General features: G+C 66.8%; 26 protein-coding genes. 18 read left to right on the forward strand and 8 right to left on the reverse strand.

Annotated features, from left to right (window positions below):
- The first annotated feature begins 23 nt into the window (after positions 1-23).
- Together ftsW and MRBLMD1_RS01795 are read left to right on the forward strand one after the other, a co-directional pair.
- A complete protein-coding gene (gene ftsW / locus MRBLMD1_RS01790; protein ID WP_236560736.1) occupies positions 24-1,364 on the forward strand; it encodes a putative lipid II flippase FtsW in 1,341 nt (446 codons plus the stop codon).
- A complete protein-coding gene (locus MRBLMD1_RS01795) occupies positions 1,348-2,619 on the forward strand; it encodes an MFS transporter (RefSeq protein ID WP_236560738.1) in 1,272 nt (423 codons plus the stop codon). Before ftsW ends, MRBLMD1_RS01795 begins: the two co-directional genes overlap by 17 nt.
- On the opposite strand, the gene MRBLMD1_RS01800 is transcribed toward MRBLMD1_RS01795, so the two are convergent.
- Together MRBLMD1_RS01800 and MRBLMD1_RS01805 are read right to left on the reverse strand one after the other, a co-directional pair.
- Positions 2,616-2,762, reverse strand: a complete 147-nt coding sequence (locus tag MRBLMD1_RS01800) for a hypothetical protein (protein ID WP_159631085.1) — start codon at positions 2,760-2,762, stop codon at positions 2,616-2,618. The two genes, MRBLMD1_RS01795 and MRBLMD1_RS01800, sit on opposite strands and share 4 nt — an antisense overlap.
- Positions 2,763-3,092: 330 nt before the next feature.
- Positions 3,093-3,785, reverse strand: coding sequence for an ANTAR domain-containing protein (locus MRBLMD1_RS01805; RefSeq protein ID WP_236560739.1), 693 nt, complete (start codon positions 3,783-3,785; stop codon positions 3,093-3,095).
- A 285-nt stretch (positions 3,786-4,070) separates the two neighbouring features.
- Here MRBLMD1_RS01805 and MRBLMD1_RS01810 point away from each other — a divergent pair, with 285 nt between their 5' ends.
- Positions 4,071-4,589 (forward strand): MarR family winged helix-turn-helix transcriptional regulator, encoded by a 519-nt coding sequence (locus MRBLMD1_RS01810; RefSeq protein WP_159631088.1) that lies wholly within the window; start codon positions 4,071-4,073, stop codon positions 4,587-4,589.
- 62 nt (positions 4,590-4,651) lie between these two features.
- On the forward strand, positions 4,652-5,149 hold the full coding sequence (locus MRBLMD1_RS01815; RefSeq protein WP_275179740.1) for a hypothetical protein: 498 nt from the start codon (positions 4,652-4,654) through the stop codon (positions 5,147-5,149).
- A gap of 159 nt (positions 5,150-5,308) precedes the next feature.
- Here the strand turns inward: MRBLMD1_RS01815 and MRBLMD1_RS01820 are convergent, their stop codons facing one another.
- Positions 5,309-5,632 (reverse strand): hypothetical protein, encoded by a 324-nt coding sequence (locus tag MRBLMD1_RS01820; protein ID WP_159631090.1) that lies wholly within the window; start codon positions 5,630-5,632, stop codon positions 5,309-5,311.
- Positions 5,633-5,939: 307 nt separating this feature from the next.
- Between MRBLMD1_RS01820 and trxB the strand changes: the two genes are divergently transcribed.
- A complete protein-coding gene (gene trxB, locus MRBLMD1_RS01825; RefSeq protein WP_159631104.1) occupies positions 5,940-6,917 on the forward strand; it encodes a thioredoxin-disulfide reductase in 978 nt (325 codons plus the stop codon).
- A 28-nt stretch (positions 6,918-6,945) separates the two neighbouring features.
- On the opposite strand, the gene MRBLMD1_RS01830 is transcribed toward trxB, so the two are convergent.
- Positions 6,946-7,287: a hypothetical protein gene (locus MRBLMD1_RS01830; RefSeq protein WP_159631106.1), complete on the reverse strand. Its 342-nt coding sequence runs from the start codon at positions 7,285-7,287 to the stop codon at positions 6,946-6,948.
- A 280-nt stretch (positions 7,288-7,567) separates the two neighbouring features.
- Here MRBLMD1_RS01830 and MRBLMD1_RS01835 point away from each other — a divergent pair, with 280 nt between their 5' ends.
- The 4 genes from MRBLMD1_RS01835 (at position 7,568) to MRBLMD1_RS01850 (ending at position 10,625) form a co-directional block, all read left to right on the forward strand.
- Positions 7,568-8,089, forward strand: coding sequence for a PAS and ANTAR domain-containing protein (locus MRBLMD1_RS01835; protein ID WP_364396998.1), 522 nt, complete (start codon positions 7,568-7,570; stop codon positions 8,087-8,089).
- A 61-nt stretch (positions 8,090-8,150) separates the two neighbouring features.
- Entirely contained in the window at positions 8,151-8,579 is a 429-nt protein-coding gene (locus MRBLMD1_RS01840; protein WP_364397001.1) for a hypothetical protein, read from the forward strand.
- A gap of 69 nt (positions 8,580-8,648) precedes the next feature.
- Positions 8,649-9,866 carry an MFS transporter gene (locus tag MRBLMD1_RS01845; protein ID WP_364397004.1) on the forward strand — a complete coding sequence of 406 codons (1,218 nt, stop codon included), beginning with the start codon at positions 8,649-8,651 and terminating at the stop codon, positions 9,864-9,866.
- 57 nt (positions 9,867-9,923) lie between these two features.
- Entirely contained in the window at positions 9,924-10,625 is a 702-nt protein-coding gene (locus MRBLMD1_RS01850) for an esterase/lipase family protein (RefSeq protein WP_224026787.1), read from the forward strand.
- Here the strand turns inward: MRBLMD1_RS01850 and MRBLMD1_RS01855 are convergent.
- On the reverse strand, positions 10,594-11,802 hold the full coding sequence (locus MRBLMD1_RS01855) for a flavin-containing monooxygenase (protein ID WP_364397007.1): 1,209 nt from the start codon (positions 11,800-11,802) through the stop codon (positions 10,594-10,596). The two genes, MRBLMD1_RS01850 and MRBLMD1_RS01855, sit on opposite strands and share 32 nt — an antisense overlap.
- A gap of 38 nt (positions 11,803-11,840) precedes the next feature.
- On the opposite strand from MRBLMD1_RS01855, the gene MRBLMD1_RS01860 reads away from it, so the two are divergent.
- Positions 11,841-12,500, forward strand: coding sequence for a TetR/AcrR family transcriptional regulator (locus MRBLMD1_RS01860; RefSeq protein ID WP_364397009.1), 660 nt, complete (start codon positions 11,841-11,843; stop codon positions 12,498-12,500).
- Between the two features lie 15 nt (positions 12,501-12,515).
- Here the strand turns inward: MRBLMD1_RS01860 and MRBLMD1_RS01865 are convergent, their stop codons facing one another.
- Positions 12,516-12,878: a cytoplasmic protein gene (locus MRBLMD1_RS01865; protein WP_159636239.1), complete on the reverse strand. Its 363-nt coding sequence runs from the start codon at positions 12,876-12,878 to the stop codon at positions 12,516-12,518.
- Positions 12,879-12,945: 67 nt separating this feature from the next.
- Here MRBLMD1_RS01865 and MRBLMD1_RS01870 point away from each other — a divergent pair, with 67 nt between their 5' ends.
- The 7 genes from MRBLMD1_RS01870 to MRBLMD1_RS01900 all read left to right on the forward strand — a co-directional run bounded on the left by MRBLMD1_RS01870 (position 12,946) and on the right by MRBLMD1_RS01900 (position 17,429).
- On the forward strand, positions 12,946-13,551 hold the full coding sequence (locus MRBLMD1_RS01870) for a TetR/AcrR family transcriptional regulator (protein WP_364397012.1): 606 nt from the start codon (positions 12,946-12,948) through the stop codon (positions 13,549-13,551).
- 191 nt (positions 13,552-13,742) lie between these two features.
- Positions 13,743-14,285: an alternate-type signal peptide domain-containing protein gene (locus tag MRBLMD1_RS01875; RefSeq protein WP_159636233.1), complete on the forward strand. Its 543-nt coding sequence runs from the start codon at positions 13,743-13,745 to the stop codon at positions 14,283-14,285.
- A 72-nt stretch (positions 14,286-14,357) separates the two neighbouring features.
- The gene (locus MRBLMD1_RS01880) at positions 14,358-14,969 is read left to right on the forward strand and encodes a hypothetical protein (RefSeq protein ID WP_364397014.1); all 612 of its coding nucleotides are present in this window, start codon (positions 14,358-14,360) and stop codon (positions 14,967-14,969) included.
- Positions 14,959-15,603 (forward strand): signal peptidase I, encoded by a 645-nt coding sequence (locus tag MRBLMD1_RS01885; protein ID WP_364397017.1) that lies wholly within the window; start codon positions 14,959-14,961, stop codon positions 15,601-15,603. Before MRBLMD1_RS01880 ends, MRBLMD1_RS01885 begins: the two co-directional genes overlap by 11 nt.
- On the forward strand, positions 15,604-16,092 hold the full coding sequence (locus MRBLMD1_RS01890) for a hypothetical protein (RefSeq protein WP_364397020.1): 489 nt from the start codon (positions 15,604-15,606) through the stop codon (positions 16,090-16,092).
- Positions 16,093-16,342: 250 nt separating this feature from the next.
- Positions 16,343-16,720, forward strand: coding sequence for a VOC family protein (locus MRBLMD1_RS01895; protein WP_159636221.1), 378 nt, complete (start codon positions 16,343-16,345; stop codon positions 16,718-16,720).
- Between the two features lie 382 nt (positions 16,721-17,102).
- A complete protein-coding gene (locus MRBLMD1_RS01900; protein WP_364397024.1) occupies positions 17,103-17,429 on the forward strand; it encodes a hypothetical protein in 327 nt (108 codons plus the stop codon).
- Between the two features lie 41 nt (positions 17,430-17,470).
- On the opposite strand, the gene MRBLMD1_RS01905 is transcribed toward MRBLMD1_RS01900, so the two are convergent.
- Positions 17,471-18,376 carry a phosphatase PAP2 family protein gene (locus MRBLMD1_RS01905; protein ID WP_364397027.1) on the reverse strand — a complete coding sequence of 302 codons (906 nt, stop codon included), beginning with the start codon at positions 18,374-18,376 and terminating at the stop codon, positions 17,471-17,473.
- A 36-nt stretch (positions 18,377-18,412) separates the two neighbouring features.
- Positions 18,413-19,597, reverse strand: coding sequence for an MFS transporter (locus MRBLMD1_RS01910; protein ID WP_364397029.1), 1,185 nt, complete (start codon positions 19,595-19,597; stop codon positions 18,413-18,415).
- Between the two features lie 53 nt (positions 19,598-19,650).
- On the opposite strand from MRBLMD1_RS01910, the gene MRBLMD1_RS01915 reads away from it, so the two are divergent.
- Positions 19,651-20,640: an ABC transporter ATP-binding protein gene (locus MRBLMD1_RS01915; protein ID WP_275179725.1), complete on the forward strand. Its 990-nt coding sequence runs from the start codon at positions 19,651-19,653 to the stop codon at positions 20,638-20,640.
- Position 20,641: the final 1 nt, after the last annotated feature.

The following is a 20,641-nucleotide window of genomic DNA, read 5'->3' on the forward strand; positions in this document are numbered from 1 at the left end:
TGTGCAGGCTGAGGAACGGACAGATGAATACAGGACAAAAGCAGCGCGGGACGGGCCGTCCTGCCCGGCGCGGGTTGGGCAAACTGGCGGTGTGGCTGGAGGACGACTCCCCGGGACGCCTCCGGCCGCTGATCCTGGCGGTGGTCCTCACGCTCTCGGCGATCGGACTCGTGGAGGTGGCATCGGCGTCGTCCGTGGAATCCGTGGCGGCAGGAAACAATCCGTACGATCTTCCCCTGAAGCAGGCCATGTGGACCGTGGCCGGCGTGGTGATCATGCTGGTGCTGGCGCGCATGTCCGTGCGGCGGATCCGCTGGCTGGGCTGGCCGCTGCTGATCGGTTCCCTGTTTGCCCTGGTGCTGGTGTTCACGCCGCTGGGCATGTCCGTGAACGGCAACCGGAACTGGCTGAGCGTGGGAGGCTTCACCGCGCAGCCGTCCGAGTTCGCCAAACTGTCGCTGATTGTCTGGGGCGCCGGGATCCTGGACCGGAAGCAGGCCCTGCTGGGGCAGTGGAAGCACGCGGTCATCCCGCTGGGACCAGCCGGAGCACTGATCATGGGCATCGTGGCGCTGGGGCACGACCTTGGCACCACCATGATCATCATGATGATCCTCGCCGCCACCATGTTCTACGGCGGCGTGCGGATGAAGGTGTTCTCCGTGGCCGGCCTGATCTGCGCGGCGGGCGCCCTGGTACTCGCAGCCACCAGCGGCAACAGGATGGGCCGGATCTCCTCCTGGCTGGGCATGGGCTCCGACGAGGACGCGCAGGGCATGGGCTACCAGGCGCAGCACGGCGCCTATGCCCTGGCCTCCGGCAGCTGGTTCGGCGTGGGCCTGGGGCAGAGCCGGCAGAAATGGAACTGGATCCCGGAAGCCCACAACGACTTCATCTTCTCAATCCTCGGCGAGGAACTGGGCCTGGCCGGTTCGCTCCTGGTGCTGGGCCTGTTCGCCATCCTGGCCATTGCCGTGTTCAAGACCATTGCCCGCACCACGGACACGTTCTCGAGGACCGTGGCCTGCAGCGTGATCACGTGGATCCTGGGCCAGGCCGTGATCAACATCGCCATGGTCAGCGGGCTGCTGCCCGTGATCGGCGTGCCGCTTCCGTTCATCTCCTACGGCGGTTCAGCCATGGTCTCCTCCCTGGCCGGGATTGGGGTGATCCTTGCCGTGACCCGTCCGGAAGGAACTGTTCCCCCCGTGCGCCGCGGCGCCCGCGTGCGCCGGGCCCGCTCGCGCGGTGCCAGGCAGAACGGTGCCGGACAGAACGGTGCCGGACAGAACGGTGGCGGGCAGAATGGTGCCGTGGCTGATCGTGCGGTGAAGCAGGTCCGGGAGTATGCCCACCAGCGCTAGCGCCGCCGGGAGCGTTCCCGCGGCGCCCATGACCGCCATCCGCTTCATCCTGGTCTTCGGGATCATCAGCGCGCTGATGGACATGGTGTACGAGGGCGCACGGAGTGTTACCGGCCCGTTCCTCGGTGCGCTGGGCGCGTCCGCGCTCCTGGTCAGCGTGGTCACCGGCGCCGGGGAGGCTGTGGCCCTGGTCCTTCGCCTGGTGTTCGGGCGGCTGGCGGACAGGCCCGGGCTGCGGTGGGCACTGGCGATCAGCGGGTACGCGCTGACGGCCGTGTCCGTGCCGTTGCTGGGAATCACTGACGCGCTCTGGGTTGCCTGCCTCCTGGTCCTGGCGGAACGGCTGGGCAAGGCCGTCCGGAGCCCGGCGAAGGACACCATGCTGGCCGAGGCAGGTTCGGCGCTGGGCCAGGGCAAGGCGTTCGCACTGCACGAGGCGCTGGACCAGGTGGGAGCGCTGCTGGGGCCGCTGCTGGTGGGGGTGGCCCTGGCGTTGTCGGGCAGTTATGGTCCGGGGTTCCTGCTGCTTGCTGTTCCAGGCCTGGCGGCCATGCTGATTCTCTTCCGGCTGCGGCGAAGGGTCCCGGAGCCGGCCGTTTACGAGGCGGCGGACGCATCACCGGCCACCGCGCTCCCTGCTCCTGGCGGACCCGGTCCCGCTTCCGTGAAGGCTGTTCCCATGCCCCGGCAGTACTGGCTGTATGCCGCGTTCAGCAGCCTGACCATGTTCGGCTATGCAACGTTCGGGCTGTTGTCCTTCCACCTGGTGGCCACCGGGCTCCTCCCGCCGGCGGTGGTCCCTGTCCTCTACGCCGCGGCCATGGGAGTGGACGCCGTGGCCGCCCTGGCCTCCGGTTGGCTCTTTGACCGGGTGGGGCTGAAAGTCCTCCTGGTCCTGCCCGTCCTGGCGGCTGCGGTGCCGTGGCTGGGCTTTAGCAACAACACGGCGCTCGCGGTCACGGGCATGCTGGTGTGGGGAGCGGCCATGGGCGTCCAGGAAAGCACCATGCGGGCAGGCGTGGCGGGCTTGGCTCCGGCGGCACGGCGGGGGAGCGCCTATGGAATGTTCACTGCGTGCTACGGCCTCGCCTGGCTGGCCGGGAGCTTCCTCATCGGTGTGCTGTACGAGTACTCAATCCCTGCCCTGGCCATCACCGTCACGGCAGTGCAGGCAGCCGCCATGGTGATCTTCGCCGTCGTCCGTCCTCATGCCGTGCGCCCGGGGCTGCAGTCTTCGGGGAACGAACCTTCCTAGGCGACCGCTCCGGCGACCTCGGGGCATTCAGCGCAGCGAACGTCCGCAACCAGGGAACCGGCGTCGTCCTTTTGGAAGTGGGTGACGTGATTGGTGGTCCTGCCGCAGGTGGGGCAGAAGCTCTGGCTTTGTTTAGTCCACATGCATGAATAATACGGAACACCGTGATAAAGGAAAGATTGCACGCCTAAACCATGTGGATTTCCGCATGCCCCGTGACCGGATCTTGACCAAAGCTGCTGGCGATTCTTCAGCGAACACTGAGTTTCGCCGCGTAGTTTGGGCGGATCAGGCAGTACGGAGGCAGGACGGAAGGAGCGCAGGACAATGACCATCACCGATTACATCGTGGCTCTCGGCGGCATGCTGGCTTCACTCGGATGTGCAGGACTCGTGGCGGCCGGACTTATCAGGGCGCGGTCGCGGCACCAGGCATAGCTCCCGCGGACCACAAGGAAGGTGCGCAGCAGTTCCTAGGCAATCGCCGGGGGTTCGAAACGGGTTCTGGGCGCACCACTGGGCATCGCCTTCAGGATGCCGTCTGCCACGCTGCGCACCTTCAGGTTGCGGTTCCGTGAGGTGCCGGCGAGCCTGCTGAAGGCTTCGGCGTAGGAGCAGCGGTTTTGCGCCATCAGCACGCCGCAGGCAACGTCTATGCTGGTCCTGCTCTCCAGTACCTGCTTGAGGTTGTCACCCGCACGGATCACGCCGTGGACGTCGAGGGCCAGTTTCAGGCTCTGCGATGCCACCTCGCCGAACCATGACGCGTCAGCGAGGATCCTGGCGGGGAAACCGTAGTCGGGTGGGCCCAGGAAAACGAGGGCCGCGGACGAGCCGGGCTGCAGTTCCAAGGGGAGGGCAAGGGCTGCGCCGAGGCCGTGCTCCAGTAACCGCTTCCGGTAGGCCTGCCAGCGTGCGCCTGCCTGGCCGATCACTGTCGGAGCGGCCAAGGCGGAGCCCAGTGCCGTGGGGCCGTCCACGTGCTCGTCCTCCGAGGCTGCAAGGGCGGCGGTGCCCGCCGTGCTTCCGGCTGTGACGGTACAGGACCGTTGCCGGTGCAGCACGGCTGCGCACTCAACCGGCGTGCCCGCCGTGGTGCTCATCCAGCGGGCCGCTGCGCCGGCGAGTTTTTGCAGGGACTCTGCCTCGCCGTCGGCCCCTGTCACTAAATCCAGCAGGAACCCTTGCCGGTCGGGCCCCTTATTATCTGCCGGGCCAAAAGCCACCCTGCACCCCCATCTGCGATTGCCCCGTGGCCGTACTGCCTTGGGGGTTGCACAAAAACCTATTGGGCCCGCGCGGCAGCGGCACGAGTAGCCGGTACTCTACTTTTCCTGCAGGCCCTCCGCGGGTACCCGTTCGGCCGTTGACCCGTGGAGCCACCGCCGCGGCAAGTGGGCTACGATGGGTTTGTTAGACGGCCAAGCAAGTAGGATATCGAAGGAATTCGCATGAACCCGCACGGTGCAAGCGAAGGCTACTGGTACCCACCCCGCGAGGGCGCGCAGCCCGGTGCTGTTGACGTCATTAACGCCCTCAGGGAGTTCCGGACCTCTGAAAGTGCCATGAGAAGGCGCACCCGCTCCTCCGCCGCGATGGGGGAGACCGACCTGTTGGCGCTTCGGTACCTGATCGATGCGGAAGCTGCCGGCGTTGGCATCCGCCCCACCCAGCTTGCGGCCCGCCTGGGCATCACCTCCGCGTCCATGACCAGCCTCGTTGACCGCCTGGTGGCAGCCGGCCATGTGACGCGTGAGCCCCACCCCTCCGACCGGCGGGCTGTCATCATCCGGCCCACGCCCGGTGCCGACGAGGAGGTGCGGCACAACCTTAACCAGATGCACAAGCGCATGCTTGAGGCCGCCGAGTCGCTGTCGGTGGAGGAGATCAAAGCGGTGATGCACTTCCTGGGTTGCATGCGCGAGGCTGTGGATGCGGTGGTACCCGGTGACGTGGTGGGCTTGCGCTAGACAAGCGGCTAATCCTAGTTAGACTAGCTACATTGTTTAGAAACTATCGGATGGCGGATCGCATGACTGCAGTACTTGAACCTCAGGCAGCGGGACAACGGATCCACGTCCAGGCCGATGACGAATTTCAACTCCAGCCGACTGCACCCAGTGCGTTCGATGAATCCCCGGTGTCCGCGCTGCTGGACGGTCCGGCGCCGGCCATGGACCTTGACGGTCCGGCCGCACCCTTCCATTGCGGCGTGGCAATGACCTCCGGCCCGGTTCCGATCGCGTCCCTGGGGTGGGCGCCGCTTGAGCTCGGTGCATCGGAATGGTCCTGTACCTGCGGCTACACGGAGGACGGCAGCCCGGCCGGCGACCCCCTGGAAGCAGTCCGGCTGGCTTCGGCACGGGTGGAGAGCCTTCAGTGGGAGCTCGACGCTGCGCAGGAGCAGTTCGGGAATGCAGTCAGGAACGCCTCGAAGCACGGCGCGGGGGAGGGGGCCCTGGGCAGGGCTGCCGGCCTGAGCGCGGTGGAGCTCCGGGAATTCCTGGATGGCGGATCACCGCTGATGTAAGTTTTGGGCCCCGCGGGGGCCCGGGGGCTCCGCACAGCCCCGAAGTGCAGCCATCCGTCTGTTCAGATGCAGCTGCACTTCGGGTTGTTGGAGCGGTGGAAGAAGTGGTTGGCGGCCTGCTCTGGCCCGAAGCATGGGCGCGGCGAGCGGCCGGGAGTCCTATGCGGCGAGGCGGGACGGCGCGGTGCGTGGATGCCGGCGGTCGGCCAGCACGCTGATGGTGCATGGTGCCTGGTCCGGATCGATCATTGCTGGCAGTTGCCCGCTCTCGGAAGCGGCGTGGAGCATATCCAGCGCTTCCGGATCCACCCAGGCGCTGGAGATATCGAGCTCCAGGTCCAGGCCTCCCCTGAGGGAGTTGGCGCGCTTTGCCACTACGTAGAGGGCGTTGATGCTGTGGATGGTGATATGCCCCTTTGCAATCACCTGGGCCTTGCTGTGGTCCAGATCGATCCGGACCACGATGTTCAGCTTAGAGTTCAAGATGTAAAGCCTTCCCCGGCATTGGCTGCGACGCTGCAGCTTCTTGCATGGCCTGTTTGCTTAGGCCTCAACCAGATTAGGCAACCGATGTGACGTGCGCAACACAGTGACGTTTATTACATCGACCGCAGTTTCCTATCACTTTGGGGTTCGCCAGTGGGCAGCCCGGACGGCGGCTTGGCCGTGGCCCGCCAAGCAATGAAACAATCGGACGGGGTGATCAGGGCACGCACAGATCTACTGACCACCTGACTCCTGCCCGCGCAGCCCGCGGACGCACCGCAGTACCGCCACCGAAGGACACGCAATGAGCAAAGAACAGCTGATCATCATCGGCTCCGGCCCCTCGGGCTACACCGCCGCCATCTACGCCGCCCGTGCCGGACTGAACCCCCTGGTCCTGGCCGGTTCCGTCACCGCCGGCGGCGCGCTGATGAACACCACCGAGGTGGAAAACTTCCCAGGTTTCCCGGCCGGCGTCCAGGGCCCCGAACTGATGGACGGGCTGCAGCAGCAGGCGGAAAAGTTCGGCGCGCGCATTGAGTACGACGACGCCACGTCCGTCGACCTGAAAGGTCCCGTCAAGCGCGTGGTCACCGGCGGCGGGGAGACCTACGAGGCCCAGGCCGTCATCCTGGCCACCGGCTCCGCCTACAAGGAGCTCGGCCTGCCGGAGGAGAAGAAGTTCAGCGGGCACGGCGTCTCCTGGTGCGCCACGTGCGACGGATTCTTCTTCCGTGAACAGGACATCATTGTGGTGGGCGGCGGCGACTCCGCCATGGAGGAGGCAACCTTCCTGACCCGTTTCGGAAAGTCCGTCACCGTCGTCGTCCGCAAGGGCGAACTGCGGGCCTCCCGCATTATGGCGCAGCGCGCCAAGGACAACCCCAAGATCCGCTTCGCCTGGAACTCCGCCGTCACCGCCATTCACGGCGACGGCAAAGTCAGCGGCGTCACCCTCACGGACACCCGCACCGGTGAGACCCGTCACCAGGACGCCACCGGCATCTTCGTGGCCATCGGCCACCTGCCGCGCACGGAACTCGTGGCAGGCCAGGTGGACCTGGACGACGAAGGTTACATCAAGGTGGACGCGCCCACCACGTGCACCAACCTGCCCGGCGTCTTCGCCTGCGGCGATGCCGTGGACCACCGCTACCGGCAGGCCATCACCGCCGCCGGCACCGGCTGCGCCGCTGCCCTGGACGCCGAGCGCTTCCTGGCCGCGCTGGAGGATGCCGCAAGCATCGCCACGGCGCTGGTGGAGGAGCCGACCCACAGCTGAACAGTGTGCAGCGGGAACGCTCCCCAGGTCAGACGACTTCGGGGAGTCTTCCCGTTAATACGGAAACGGGGGCCGATGACCAGCGCTCGCGTTCCGGCTCGTACGAGATCACCATGGACGCGTCGCTTTCGCGCGCCTCGTCGATGGCCAGCAGCAGGGCGTCCTCCATGTGCCTGGCATATTCCAGCCGCTCGGGCAGCGAACCCTGCAGCCCGCCGTCGTCAATCAGTACGTGGCCCTTGCCGTCCACGATGACTTTCAGTGAATACCCGCGGTCCTCGTGCAGGGATCCCCGGGTGGATGAAATCTCGGTGACTCGGTCTGACCGGACCAGCCCGTTGCCCAGCGTGCGGATCCATACTTCACCCATGAACTGACCTCCCCTTGGATTGGGACGCGCTTCAGCACCCCATAAGGCGAACGCTACTCCTCGCCGGGCCCTTTGTGACCCCCACAATTTTGGGGAGCCTGCCATGGAAAGTGACATATGGCCGGCAAGTAAAGTTAGGGTGGTGCCGTGCACCCCGGCTGGGTTCGGCTGACTTGAGAAGGACAATATGTGGTCAAAACTGGATACGTATCTCTTTCCACTCCAGCCTCCGGCGCAGTGTCCCTCGGGGACCTTTAAATTGCACGTCCCCTCCGGAAAGATGGAATGGTCCGAAGGCATGTACGTCATCCACGGGCTCAAGAAGGGCGACGTAGTGCCTACCTGGGAACTGTTCATGGCCCACAAGCACCCGCTGGACCGGGAGCCGGTCCGTGCCCTCTGGACGAACCTGATGGACGGCGGAGGCCAAGGGGCGCTGCTCCACCGGGTGATAGACGTCCGCGGCAGGGAACGGCGTGTCTTCTCCGCGGTCCAGGCCGTTGCAGAGCCGTCGGGGCAGGTGGAGTATGTCCGCGGATTCATGGTGGACGTGACCCAGAGCCTGCGCATCGAATCCCAGCACGCGGCGGAGGAAGCGATTGAGGGTGCGTACGGGCACAAGGCCCTCATTGAGCAGGCCAAAGGCATCGTCATGGCACTGCGGGGTGTGGACGGCCAGGCGGCCTTCCAGGTCCTGGCCACCCGAAGCCAGCACGCCAACACCAAACTGCATATCGTCGCAGAGGAACTGGTCAACGCGGCGGCGGACGGCAAGGCCGCCGAACTCCTGGCCGGTTACTGAGCCCGGCTCAGGGGACCTTCGGCACTTCCCGCAGGCTAACCTCCGGGCCACGCTGGTGGGCATGGCGGACAGGACCATCAGCCGTAGCGGCAGCATTGGCTCTGCCATAGTCAACGCCCTGCTGCTGTACGGGATCAACGTCTGGCCCGGGTGGCGGGTGCTGCCGTTCCTGACGGCGGACATGCCCCGCGCCCTGGACCTCATCAATGCCTCCTTGATCGCGGGCATCATCGTGAACCTGGTTTGCGCGGTGATTCGCGCCAGGGCACTGCTGGCACTGGGAAACCTGGTGGTCATGGGCGTCGGCGTGGCCGCCATGATGCGTCTCTGGGAGGTCTTCCCGTTCGACTTCGGCACCAGCTGGTCCGGCTGGCCCGTTGTGGTAAGGGTGCTCCTGGTTCTTGGGATCGTGGGCTCGGTCATCGGCGCCATTGTTGAGCTGGTCAACCTGCTCCGTGCCCTTGCCGGGCTCGAGCCGCGGGCCCGCTAAGACGCCGGAGGCGCCGCGGACAGCCGGCGATGAAGGGGGTGCGGATCCGGCGGTCATAGGATAAATCTGATGACTTCCCCGGATGACCCCGAGCCCTTCAACCTGCGCAGTATTGCGGTGGCCGCCTTCGGCCCCACACTGCTTTTCGGAATCGGGCAGGGCGCCATCCTCCCGGTGGTGGCACTGTCTGCCCGCGACCTGGGCGCCTCGGTGGCGGTGGCAGCCCTGATCGTCACCCTGATCGGACTGGGGTCCTGGTTCTTCAACCTGCCCGCCTCCCTGGTGACCCTGCGCTTCGGCGAACGCTGGTCCATCGTGGGCGCCGCCGTCGCCGCCGGCCTGGCCCTGGCGGCCGCCGCCACTTCCTCCCTCGCCCCGAACGGACTATGGCTCCTCGCCGTGGCGATGACCGTCGTCGGGATGTCCGGTGCGGTCTTTGGCCTGGCGCGGCAAAAGTACCTCACCGAGGCCGTGCCCGTGGCATTCCGCGCCCGCGCGCTGTCCACGCTGGGCGGCGTGAACCGGATCGGGGTCTTCATCGGCCCCTTTGCGGGGGCAGCGGTGATGCAGTTCTTCGGCATCGCCGGCGCCTACTGGGTGGGGGTGGTGGCCATGGCGGCAGCCGCGATGCTATCCCTGACCATCCCGGACCTTACGACGCCGGAGGTCCGCTTGGGCGCGGACGCAGGCCCCCAGCCCACGCTCCGCAGCGTCGCGGTGTCCCATGCCGGCGTGTTCCTCTCACTGGGGATGGGCATCCTGCTGCTCAGCGCCTTGCGGTCCTCCCGGCAAGTGGTGATCCCGCTCTGGTCCGACCACCTGGGTATGGATGCCACCTCAGCGTCCCTGATCTACGGGCTGTCCGGCGCCATCGACATGCTGGTGTTCTACCCGGCGGGAAAACTCATGGACCGCAAGGGGCGGCAGTGGGTGGCGGTTCCATCCACGCTGCTCATGGGGACAGCGCTGCTCCTCATTCCGCTGACCGGGTCCTTTGTGGGGCTGCTGCTGGCTGCGCTGCTGATCGGGTTTGGCAACGGCATCAGTTCCGGGCTGGTGATGACCCTGGGCGCCGACTTCTCACCGGACCGCGGTCGGGGACAGTTCCTGGGCCTCTGGCGATTCATGGCGGACGCTGGCTCCACCGGGGGACCGGTGCTCCTCTCCGGGGTGACGGCCCTCGCCTCCCTGGGTCCGGGGATCGCCGCCACGGGCGTCCTGGGCTTCGCCGCGGCGGCCGTATTCGCCGTCGTGATTCCCCGCCTGAAGCACCGCCGCAACTACTGAGGCGTGTTTGCGGGCCCGGTTGGTGGGTAGGCGCCCCGCCGAGGTTATTCTCGACTCATGAGTGATCCCGGCGCCGCTGCCCGCATCAGTCCGCTGCAGAAGGCTGTGTGGTGGGCGCAGGACTACGTGTACGCCGCGGGCTGGCAGGTCCGCGGGTTCCTCTCGCGCGTGCAGCCGGCGTCCTTCCGCAACGGCACCCGCCCGCCTGTGGTGATCATCCCCGGCGTGTACGAAAACTGGCAGTTCATGATGCCGCTCATCCAGGCCATCCACGACGCCGGGCATCCGGTGCATGTGGTCACGGTGCTCCAACGCAACAAACTGAAGGTGCCGGACGCCGCCAAACTGGTGGCACAGCACCTGGAGGAGGCGGGGCTGCGCGATGCCATCCTGGTGGCGCACAGCAAGGGCGGCCTGATCGGTAAGTACACCATGCTGTCCCTGGATCCCGAGCACCGGATCGACCGGATGATCGCTGTGTGCTCGCCCTTTTCCGGCTCGCGTTACGCCCGGTACATGCTGCTGCCCAGCCTTCGGATCTTCTCGCCGCGGAACGCCCTGACCCTCCAGATGTCCCGCGAGTTGGCCATCAACAGCCGCATCACGTCGCTCTACGGACCGTTCGATCCGCACATTCCGGAGGGGAGCGTCCTGCCCGGGGCCACCAACATCGAGCTGCCGGTGGCCGGGCATTTCCGCATCCTCGGCGACCCCGCGACCGCCCGCATCATTGTGGAGCAGCTGAACCTTCCGGCCTGACGTCCCCGGGCAGTTGCGTTGTCCCTGATCCGCTTGGCGCTTTGGCGGCGATGCACCGGGCTATGAAGGCTGCGTCCCTGCCCACGCCGTGCACCATGGAGGATGCCAGCGACTGCTGGAACGTGGCTCCCAGGAAGTACAGTCCCGCCTGGGCTTTGGCCACCCCGCGGGCGTGGTCCGGCTCGCCGTCCGGGCCGAACACCGGCAGGTCGATCCACGCCAGGTCCGGCCGGAAGCCGGTGCACCAGATGACGTTGGCGATGTCCGGTGTTCGTCCGTCTGCCAGCCGCGGCCGGCCGTCCCGGACGCCTTCCGTCCTGGGGACGCGTTCGACGCCGGCACGCACCAGGTCCCGGTTCTTCACCCTGACCAGTGGCCCGCTGTGGGCAAGGATCTGCGGGCGGGCCTTCCGGCCGGCGGGAGTGTTGAGGTTGAGGACGTGGGAGAACGCGAAGAAGACAGCGAGGGTGAGGGGCCGGGCCGCCACGGCGTCGATGGGCCAGGGGATCTCGCCGGGGTGCCGGCCGGAGAGGTAGGTCGTGCGGCTGCGGGCAAGCTCCAGGGCGATGTCCGCGCCGGAGTTGCCGGCCCCCACCACCAGGACGGGGCCCGGCGCGAGGTCCTTCGGGTTCTTGTAGCTTCCCGCCGTGAGTTGCTTGATGTCCGGGGTGAGCTGCCGTGCGAAGGCCGGCACGTTGGGTGTTCTGTCCCAGCCGGGTGCCACCACCACGTTGTCGGCTTCCAGGTATAGGCCGCCGGCTTCGATGGCGAAGCTGTTTCCGTTGTGGCTGAGGCGGTTGACCCGAACGTTGTTCCGGACCGGCAGCCCGAACTTCTCCGCGTAGCTGCTGAGGTACTCGGCAAACTCTTCACGCGACGGGTAAGACCAGGGCGGGGCAGGGTAGCGGCTTCCGGGAAGGGCATCGTACCGGGCAGGGGTGAAGAGCCTGAGGGAATCCCAGCGGGTGCGCCAGCTGTCTCCGGTCCGTGGGTTCTCATCGAGGATGACGAACAAACGCTTGGCGCGGGACAAGTGGTGGCCCATTGCCAGGCCTGCCTGGCCGCCGCCGATCACCACGGTGTCGAAGTGCTCTGACATGATGCCCTGCCCTTCCGTCCCCTGTTCCGCTGCGTTGACACCCTGCGTTGCTGTCCGGGGCTTCCTGCTATAATTCATCCGAATAGTATTCGGATGAATTAAGGCTAGGCCCGGCGATGAGTGAAGTCAATGCCCCCGCACGCCGCTACCACTCGCCCTTGCGGAAGGAGCAGGCGGCCGCCACCCGCGACGCCGTGCTGGCCGCCGCCCGCGAGCTCTTCGTGGGGGAGGGGTACCGGGCCACTACGGTGGCGGGCATTGCGCGGAGGGCCGGAGTCGCCGTCGACACCATCTATGCGACCATCGGTCGGAAGCCGGACCTGCTGCGGGAGGTGGTGGAAGCGGCCATCTCGGGCACCGGCCAGGCCGTGCCCGCTGAACAACGGGACTACGTGGTCCGCCTGCGGGAGGCGAAGGCAGCGTCCGAGAAAATCTCGATCTACGCCCACGCGCTGGCCGGCATCCAGCCCCGCCTGGCGCCGGTCTATTTGGCGCTGCGCGACGCCGCCGGCACTGATCCCGACTGCGCTGCGCTGTGGATCGAGATTTCCGACCGCCGTGCCGCAAACATGCGGCTGTTTGTTAGGGACCTCGCCGCCACCGGGGAGTTGCGAACGGACCGCCCCGCGGCCGAACTCGCCGATGCGGTCTGGAGCATGAACGGGCCCGAGTACTGGGTGCTCCTGGTGGACCAGCGGGGGTGGGGTCCCCGGCAGTTCGCTGAGTGGCTGGCCGATGCCTGGTGCAGGCTGCTGCTGGCAGGGGACCGGTCCTAGGGGGCTGCCCGACGACTAGGATTCAGCAGGACCAAGGCGGCCTGTGTGGGCGGCCTGCTCATCCACGCCTGGGTTCTCCCGACGGGGTTCCTTCAGTTCGATAAAGAGGCAGTGGGTCGGGGAAGAGCCGGTGTTCGTGCCGGAATGTTCCTGCGCGTCCAGCCAGCGTGCCTGCCCCGCCTGCAGCTCGACGTCCGCTTCACGGTCCCCTGACCGGAGGCGGCGGGCGAAGGAACTGAGTGTGACCATCACGCTGTCCGGGTGGGAATGGGTGCCGGTGGTGTCTCCAGGACCGTCGCTGTACTCGAGGACGCGGACCCGGTCGTTTTCGAAGACGAGTCGGTAGTGCTGCGGATTCACTGCAATGGGATCGGCCACGGGAACCCCTAGGTGAGTTTTTTGTGGGACATCCGTACCATAACGGTACGTCTGTATCATAAATCCTGTGTCCGTACGCCACAATGAAGAATATCTGGAGACCGGCAGGACCCGGCAGAAGTCGCGCACCCGGGAAGAACTGGTGTCCTCGCTCCGGGACCTCTTGAAGGACGGGCAGGATCCGTCGGTTGCCGAAGTCGCCGCCATCGCCGGGATTTCGCGGACGACTGCCTACCGGTACTTCCCGGACAAGGAAGCCCTCCTGCACGCGGCCCTCCCCGAGACCGGGTTGGCGTCGCTGCTTGGCGAGGAGCCGCCGTCGGACGTCCGTGCCCGCCTGGTGCGCACCCTGGACGCGCACTTCGAGTTCATCCGGGCCTGGGAACCGCAGTTGCGGGCATCGCTGCGGCTGTCCCTTACCCCGGGGACCGCCCGACCCACTCTTCGCGGGGGCCGGGCTGTGGGCTGGTACCGCGACGCCCTGTCTCCGCTGGAAGCCGCCGGATCCGGGATCGACATCCCTGCGCTTGCCGTGCGGCTCCGTGCGGTTGCCGGGATTGAACCCTACGTCTGGCTGCGGGATGTGGCGGGTCTCCCGCCGGACCAGGCGTTCAGTGCCATGCGTGCCAACGCCCTGGACATTCTTGACGCCGAGATGGGCCGGCACCAGTAGCTGCCGCGGCGCCCCGGCAGGCGAGGCGCCAACAGCAGTATTTGGGATAGAAGCGCAGGTCAGGCCTCGGTTGAACTTTCAAATACCTTGAGCTTTTGTTGACGTTTTTCCTCCCCGCTTCCTGAGGTAGGCCCGGCAAAGTGGTCCTCAGTTAGACCACCGCACGCCAACCAAGTCTGAGGGGACACATCATGAAGAACAGCACTCTGATCAAGGGCACCGCTGCCATCGCCGTGGGCGCAGCACTGCTGCTGGGCGGCGGGGGAACCCTGGCCGCATGGAACGACCAGGCAACCGCGGCTCCCGGGAACATCGTCTCAGGCGACCTGAAGGTTGGGTTGAACAGCGCTCCGGGCGTCTGGACCGACCGGGCCGGCGTGGACATCACCGCCAAGATTAAGGACGGCTCGTACTTGGTAGTTCCCGGCGACCTGCTCACGTTCAAGCAGGATCTGGACGTCACGCTCACGGGAGCCAAAATGGCCGCGAACATCACGGCAAGCGGCGCGAATGCCACTAACGGATTCGTCGGGGACAGCGTCAATGTCTCTGCGCCGGTCCTCACTGTTGGCACTGATGCTGTGGCGAATCCTCTCACCACTTCGAAGAAGGTCACTGCGACTATCACGTTCGAATTCAAGTCGGGCACGAAGGACCGGGTTGACGTCAACAAGACCTACAACTTCAATAACGTCGAGTTCACCCTCTCCCAGGTGCTCCCTGCAGGCGCGTAGTCCATGGATGCGGGTGGCTCTACCGCCACCCGCATAAATGAGCAGGCGACAGGACCATAACCAGGAGGGACCATGCGCACCAAGCGCAGGCTGCAGGCGGCGGCACTGACCGCCCTGGCAGTGGTCCTGGGCCTGTTCACGGTACAGGGAACCTATGCATTGTGGAGTGCGGCGGCGTCGGCCTCCCCGGGGACCATCACGTCCGCATCGTTCGATATGGCCCTCCAGGCGGTCAACACAGGTGCGACGACCAACATGACGCTTGCGGACGGGAAGACCTCGGCAAATCTGACCTTGTCTCCCGCGGGAACGTTGGGGCCGGGCACATCGGTTTACGGGGGCGTGGTGGTCACCAACAACACCAACGCCGGCGGCCAATTCAACACCGCCCTCACCGCAAGCCAACCGAGCGTGGCGAACCTCAACGGGGGAGCCCTTGCCACCTACATCATCGTCAACGCAAAGGTGGCAGCGTCACCCACCGAATGCAGCACCGCCACCGGCTACACGGCGATTGGTGCGGCCGGTCTCGTCTCGCCCACAGTCGCCAAGGCAGGGTCAACCGTCTTCTGTTTCCAGGTCAGCCTCGTGTCCGGCACTCCATCAACAGTGAAAGGACAAGCAGTGACAATCCAAACCACACTCACCGCACGTCAGCTCTGCGGGGTACCCAGTGGCTGCTGACCTGACCGAACGCCTGCTTGGCGGCGCAGCCGAACCCTCAAAGCAGTGGACCGGGACTGCGGCAACCACGCCAGCAAGAGGAAGCAAACGCAAAGCCGTCTGGGCCGCCGTCGGACGCTTCTTGAGCATGGCCGCCATGCTGGTGGCGCTGTTCGCCGCCCTGGTCCTGATTGTGGTGCCGGTGGCGACGGGTTCGCAGACCTACACGATCCTCACCAAGTCCATGGCGCAGAAGTATCCGCCAGGCACCTTCATGGTGATGAAGCCGGTGCCGTTTGAAGAGCTCAAGTACGGCGACGTCATCACGTTCCAGCTGTACTCCGGCCGGCCGGAGGTGGAAACACACCGGATTGTGGGCTTCGGTTCCACCCAACAGGGCGAGAAGACGCTGATTACCAAGGGTGACAACAATGGCGCCAACGATCCCAATCCGGTGCGTGCCATCCAAGTCAAAGGCAGGCTGTTCTATGCCGTCCCGTACGTGGGTTTCGTGGCCAACTTCCTGGGGAACTCCGACCGGGGAACGTGGACCGTCATCGCCGCCGTCGCCCTCATCGGCTACGGAGCCATCACGCTCTACAAATCCGTCCGCAAGACCCGCAAGCGCCATACCCCGGCTGCCGAGGCTGGGTAAATGGCACGGTTCCGGGACCTCCCAGGTGCGGCGCCCGCCGTCGGGGCCTTCGTGCTCACGGTGCTGCTGGGTGTTGGCGGCGCCACGGCGTCGGCACTCTGGCAACAGGGCGCGACGGCGTCGATGACGGTTACTGCCTCCGGAACCTGGCCGCCACCCGTGTTCAACACCCCCGTCTGCAGCAACGTAGATAACGCGAACAAGTACGTATCCCTGGCCTACTCGGGATTCTCCGAGACTCCAACGAAACTCGCCTTCTCGGCAGCCGGAACCAACGGGGTCTACGGGGCAAGTTCGGACCTGGCTGGCCCGTTCGGTACTTCCGGGAGCGTATCGCTCTTTGGAGACTCCGCGATCTTCACCCAGGTCACCACCACCCCGGCGACGGTCAGGATCGTGGCCACATTCGCAGGCGGTGCCCAGGCCACCGCGTACGTGAAGGTGAGCCTGGAGATCGGCACGGGAAACAAGAAGATCTACTGTGCCTGAGCTTTCCACCCGCCAGCTCGGCGGAAGAAGGTGCCGCTGCATCCCCCCATGCAGTGGCACCGTCTCCTGCCGAGCTGGCAATTTGGGTGTTTGGGGAGGATGCAGGTCGCGGATGCATTTCCGCGTCGAGGGGACCGGGTGCGCCGGGGACGGACGTCGGGCCGGGGGCCAGCGGAAGGTGTGTGCCGCCGTTGTGCCTTCCCTCGTGTCCGTACGGCCGGTGGCGTGAGGCGATCCGTACACTGGCACCATGTCATGCCGAATCAGTGAACTGGTCCTGAACTGCGACGACCCGGAACTGCTTGCGCGGTTCTGGGGTGACGTCCTTGGTTATGTCGAGCTGGACAGGGAGGACGGGATGATTGAGATCGGTCCGGCTGACGCCGGGTTCGGCGGCCTGCAGCCCACCATCATCCTGAGCGCCAGCAGCAACCCGCGGGTGGGGCGGCTTCCCCTGCACATCGACGTCAACCCGGTGGACCGGGACCAGGACGCCGAACTGGAACGGCTGCTGGCCCTTGGTGCCCGGCCGGCCGACGTGGGGCAGACCGGGGACGAACAGTGGCACGTCCTGCAGGACCCCGAAGGCAACGAATTCTGCCTCCTGCGCAAGCGCCTCAGTTCCTGAAACGGGGTCGCCGCGCGCCTCAACGGAAAGGGCGGGGAGGGGAGTGCCGGGTGGCGCCCACTTCAAAACGCCGCCCTGGCACCTGCAACTATTCACCGCGCCGATCAAGTTGCGGCACTCCAATGCATCAAGGTTGCCGCAAGACTTCCCGGCAGGACGCTGGATCGAGCTAGCGCGGGGCGCCATCCTGAAGGCGTTCCTCGATAAAGAGCGATTTGCGTGAGCGCGGGACGAGGGCCGGGCATTGCCCGCCCAAACGGAGTCCCAGGCCCACCAATAACTTAGGGCCCATGACCCTTACGGGCCGGGCGCGGAACCGCTACATTGTTGCCACGCATGCGGGCGCTTCCCATCCGAGCCTGTTTTGCCACTAGGGGGCGACATGGAACTTTTCAGCGATAAACCCGCGCTTGCCGCGGCTGCCCTCACCCGGCTCGTCGCCGCGGATGCCCGGAGCCAGGGCATGCCTGCGGGCCGCCTCCAGGCCTACCTCAGCGACCTCGTGGTGCGCAACGGGCCCAACATCGTTGAGCAGTTGGCCATCGAGCTGGCACGCCAGCACCTGGCCACGCTGGACCGCCTGGCCCAGGCCACGGGGCAGCCCGCCGCACGTTACCTGGACGAACTGTCACTCGCCGCCGCCATGCAGGAAAGCATCGGCCGTGACAGTGCCCAGTTGGATACGACGGACCTCGGCGAGGGCAACTGACACGTGTGCCCAGTGGGGGAGGAAGCGCCCGGGTGAGGGGTTTACCGCCTGGGCGCCCCCTGCCGCCGTGCGGCGTACGCGAACAGCGACGTGGTGGCCACCGTGGCCAGGTATCCCGCGATGACGATCAGCGAGATGCCGGCCCAGAAGTAGTTGGTGGTGCTGGTTTCCTGCCACGGGCTGGGCGCAATCCGGATGAGTGAATACACGGCAACCCCGGCCGAACCCAGCCCGATCAGCACCGGCAGCGTGAGCCAGATCCGGGCCGAGCCGAGGTGGTCGCCGAACCCGTCCCACTCGTTCCAGGACCCGCGCCGGAGGATCAGCCAGCCCGCCGGAATCATGAAGGCACCCACCAGCAGGAACGCCGCCACCACGTCCGCGGGCCGGTGCCACTGGTTGATCAGGGTGGACACCCCGGACGCTATGGCAAAGGAGCCGCCAACGAAGCCGGCCATGGGTCGCCAGCGCGGCGACGCCATGAGGAACACCGCGGCGGCAGCCGACGCCGCCAGCGTGGTGTGGCCGGAAGGCAACGAGTTCAGTTCCAGGGTCAGCACGCCTTTGTCCGGGCGCGGCGGCAGCAGGTCCTTGAGCATCTGCGTCGCCACGTTCGCGCCGATGCACGCGGCCACGGCAATCCCGGCCTCCGCCCAGTGCCGCCGGATCACGGTGACAAACAGGACCACGACGGCGGCCATCACCAGGGAGATGGTGGGCAGCCAGTCAAGGAACTGGGTGGCGGCCTTGCCCGCGGGCCCGTGGATCTCCACCGCTTCCACCAGCGCGGACTCATCGATGAACTGGCCCGTGGTGGTCTGGACGAAGAAGTAATAGGTGGCAACCAGCCCGGCAATGCACGCCACCGTGGACAGCACAAACAGGAACGCCGAGCCCGGGGCAGGCCGTGCCGGAGTCCTGATGGAGAGTTGCCGTGAGGAAGTCATCGCGATTAAGGGTGACACAAAAAGCTGGAAGGCCGCTCAGGCGGTGGGCTTGACAGGGTCCAGCCGCGGGACGGCGGCGGCGGCCACCAGCAGTGCCAACGCGCCCAGCCCGAACGGCAGGGCTGTGGCTGTGGCAATGGCGCCCACCAGCAGTGGTCCGCCGGCGTCGCCCAGTTCGCGCCCCAGCTCGGCCGAGCCCATGGTCCGGCCCATCCGCTCCGGCGGCGTGGTGTCCGCCAGGTGCGCGAACCCCAGCGGGGTGGCCACGCCGATGCCCGAGCCAACCAGTGCAGCCGCAAGGAAGATGGTGACCACTCCCGGGGCGGCCGCCACCAAAGCGATGCCCGCGGCAATCAGCAGCAGGCCCGTCGTCGTGCCCTTGTTGTCGGTGACGGCGTGCCGGTCCCGCAGACGGCCGATCCACGGCTGGGTGAGCACCGAGCCCAGTGCCACCACGCTCACTGCCGCCGTCCCGGCGAAGGCGTCCAGGCCGTGGCGGGTGGCCAGCGCGGGGAGGAAGCCGACGGCGGCACCCAGGGCACCCGTCGAGGCGGCAAGCACCAGCGTGGGGACCAGGAAACGGCGCTCGCCCACCTGCCGGGCCAGGTCCATCACGGTATACCGCTTGCGCGGCAGCGGCGCCAGGTGCGGCACCGACACCAGCACCCAGACGGCCGTGGCCGCCGCCAGCGCTGACAGCGTGCCGAACAGCAGGGAGAACCCGCCGGCCAGGATCAGGCCGGCGCCCAGCGGCGGCCCAATGATGTAGCCAAGGCTCTTCCAGGACCCGTACCGGCCAAAGTAGGTCCCGGCCTTTCCGCCGCGGGCCATCCTTGCCACCATGGCGGACGACGACGGCGAGAAGGCCGACGCTGCGGCCCCCTGTCCCAGCCGGGCCAGGGCCAGGATGAACGGATCGGCGGCGCCGAGGCCAATCAGCGACAGTGCCGCGAAGGCGAACAGGCCGCCGACGATGACAGGTTTGGCGCCGATGCGGTCGCTGAGGGCGCCGAAGACCGGCTTGAGGAACACCTCCGCCACGTCGTAGAGGGCCAGCAGGATACCGAGGTTCAGCAGGGTCAGGCCGATGTTTTCGCTCTGCGCGCCCAGCCCCGCCGCGATGCTGTGGGCGCCGAAAGCCGTGACGAAGCCCGCCGCATACAGCGGTGCCGTTGACGAGCGGGTGGCCTGCGCGCCTGGCACGGATCCGTCGGGGGTCATAGCTGGGACTTTAGTACCTTCACAAAGTTGTGAAAACTTCTAAGACTTGGACCATGAATACCGTTGTCCAAACAGTGGGGTTGCACAAACACTTCGGCCACGTCAGGGCCCTCGACGGGTTGGACCTGGAAGTCCAGCGCGGGGAGATCCACGGATTCCTTGGCCCGAACGGCGCGGGAAAGTCCACCACCCTGCGCGTCCTCCTGGGCCTGGCGCGGGCAACCTCCGGCTCTGCCACCGTCCTGGGATACGAGCCCTGGACCCAGGCCGTGGAACTGCACCGCCGCCTGGCCTACGTGCCCGGCGACGTCCGGCTCTGGCCCAACCTCTCCGGCGGTGAAACCATCGACCTGCTGTCGCGGCTGCGCGGCGGCGCGGCGGACGGTGCCGCGTACCGACGGCGGAAGGACCACCTGTGCCAGGTGTTCGACTTTGATCCGGCGAAGAAGGGCCGCGCCTACTCCAAGGGCAACCGGCAGAAGGTTGCGCTGATCGCCGCCCTCGCCACCGAAGCCGAGCTCTACCTGCTGGACGAGCCCACCAGCGGCCTTGACCCGCTCATGGAGGAAGTGTTCCGCCGGGAGCTGCTCGCCGCCGTCGACCGCGGGGCCACCGTGCTGCTGTCCAGCCACATCCTCTCCGAGGTGGAGGTGCTGTGCCAGCGCGTGAGCATCATCCGGGCAGGCAGGATTGTCGACGGCGGCACGCTGGACTCGCTGCGGCACCTCACCAGGTCGGAAGTTTCCTTCGCCGCGGACGGGCTGGACCCGGAGGCCCTGGCCCGGCTGGGTGCGGTGCATGACCTGGCGCTCGACGCCGGGCGGGTCCGGTTCAGCGCGGACTCGGACCGGATCGCAGAGGTGCTTCCCGCCCTGGGCGCCCTGGGCGTGCAAGGTTTGACGATCGTCCCGCCGTCCCTGGAAGAGCTCTTCCTGCGGCACTACGGGGATACCTCGCTGGGCGCTGAAACCGGGGCCGAAACGCCTTCCGAATCCACCCACGGCTCCCGGCGGCACCTGCTGGGCGCGAGGGGGCGGAGCTGAC

It is taken from the genome of Pseudarthrobacter sp. LMD1-1-1.1 (assembly GCF_040676255.1).
Taxonomy (GTDB): Bacteria; Actinomycetota; Actinomycetes; order Actinomycetales; family Micrococcaceae; genus Arthrobacter.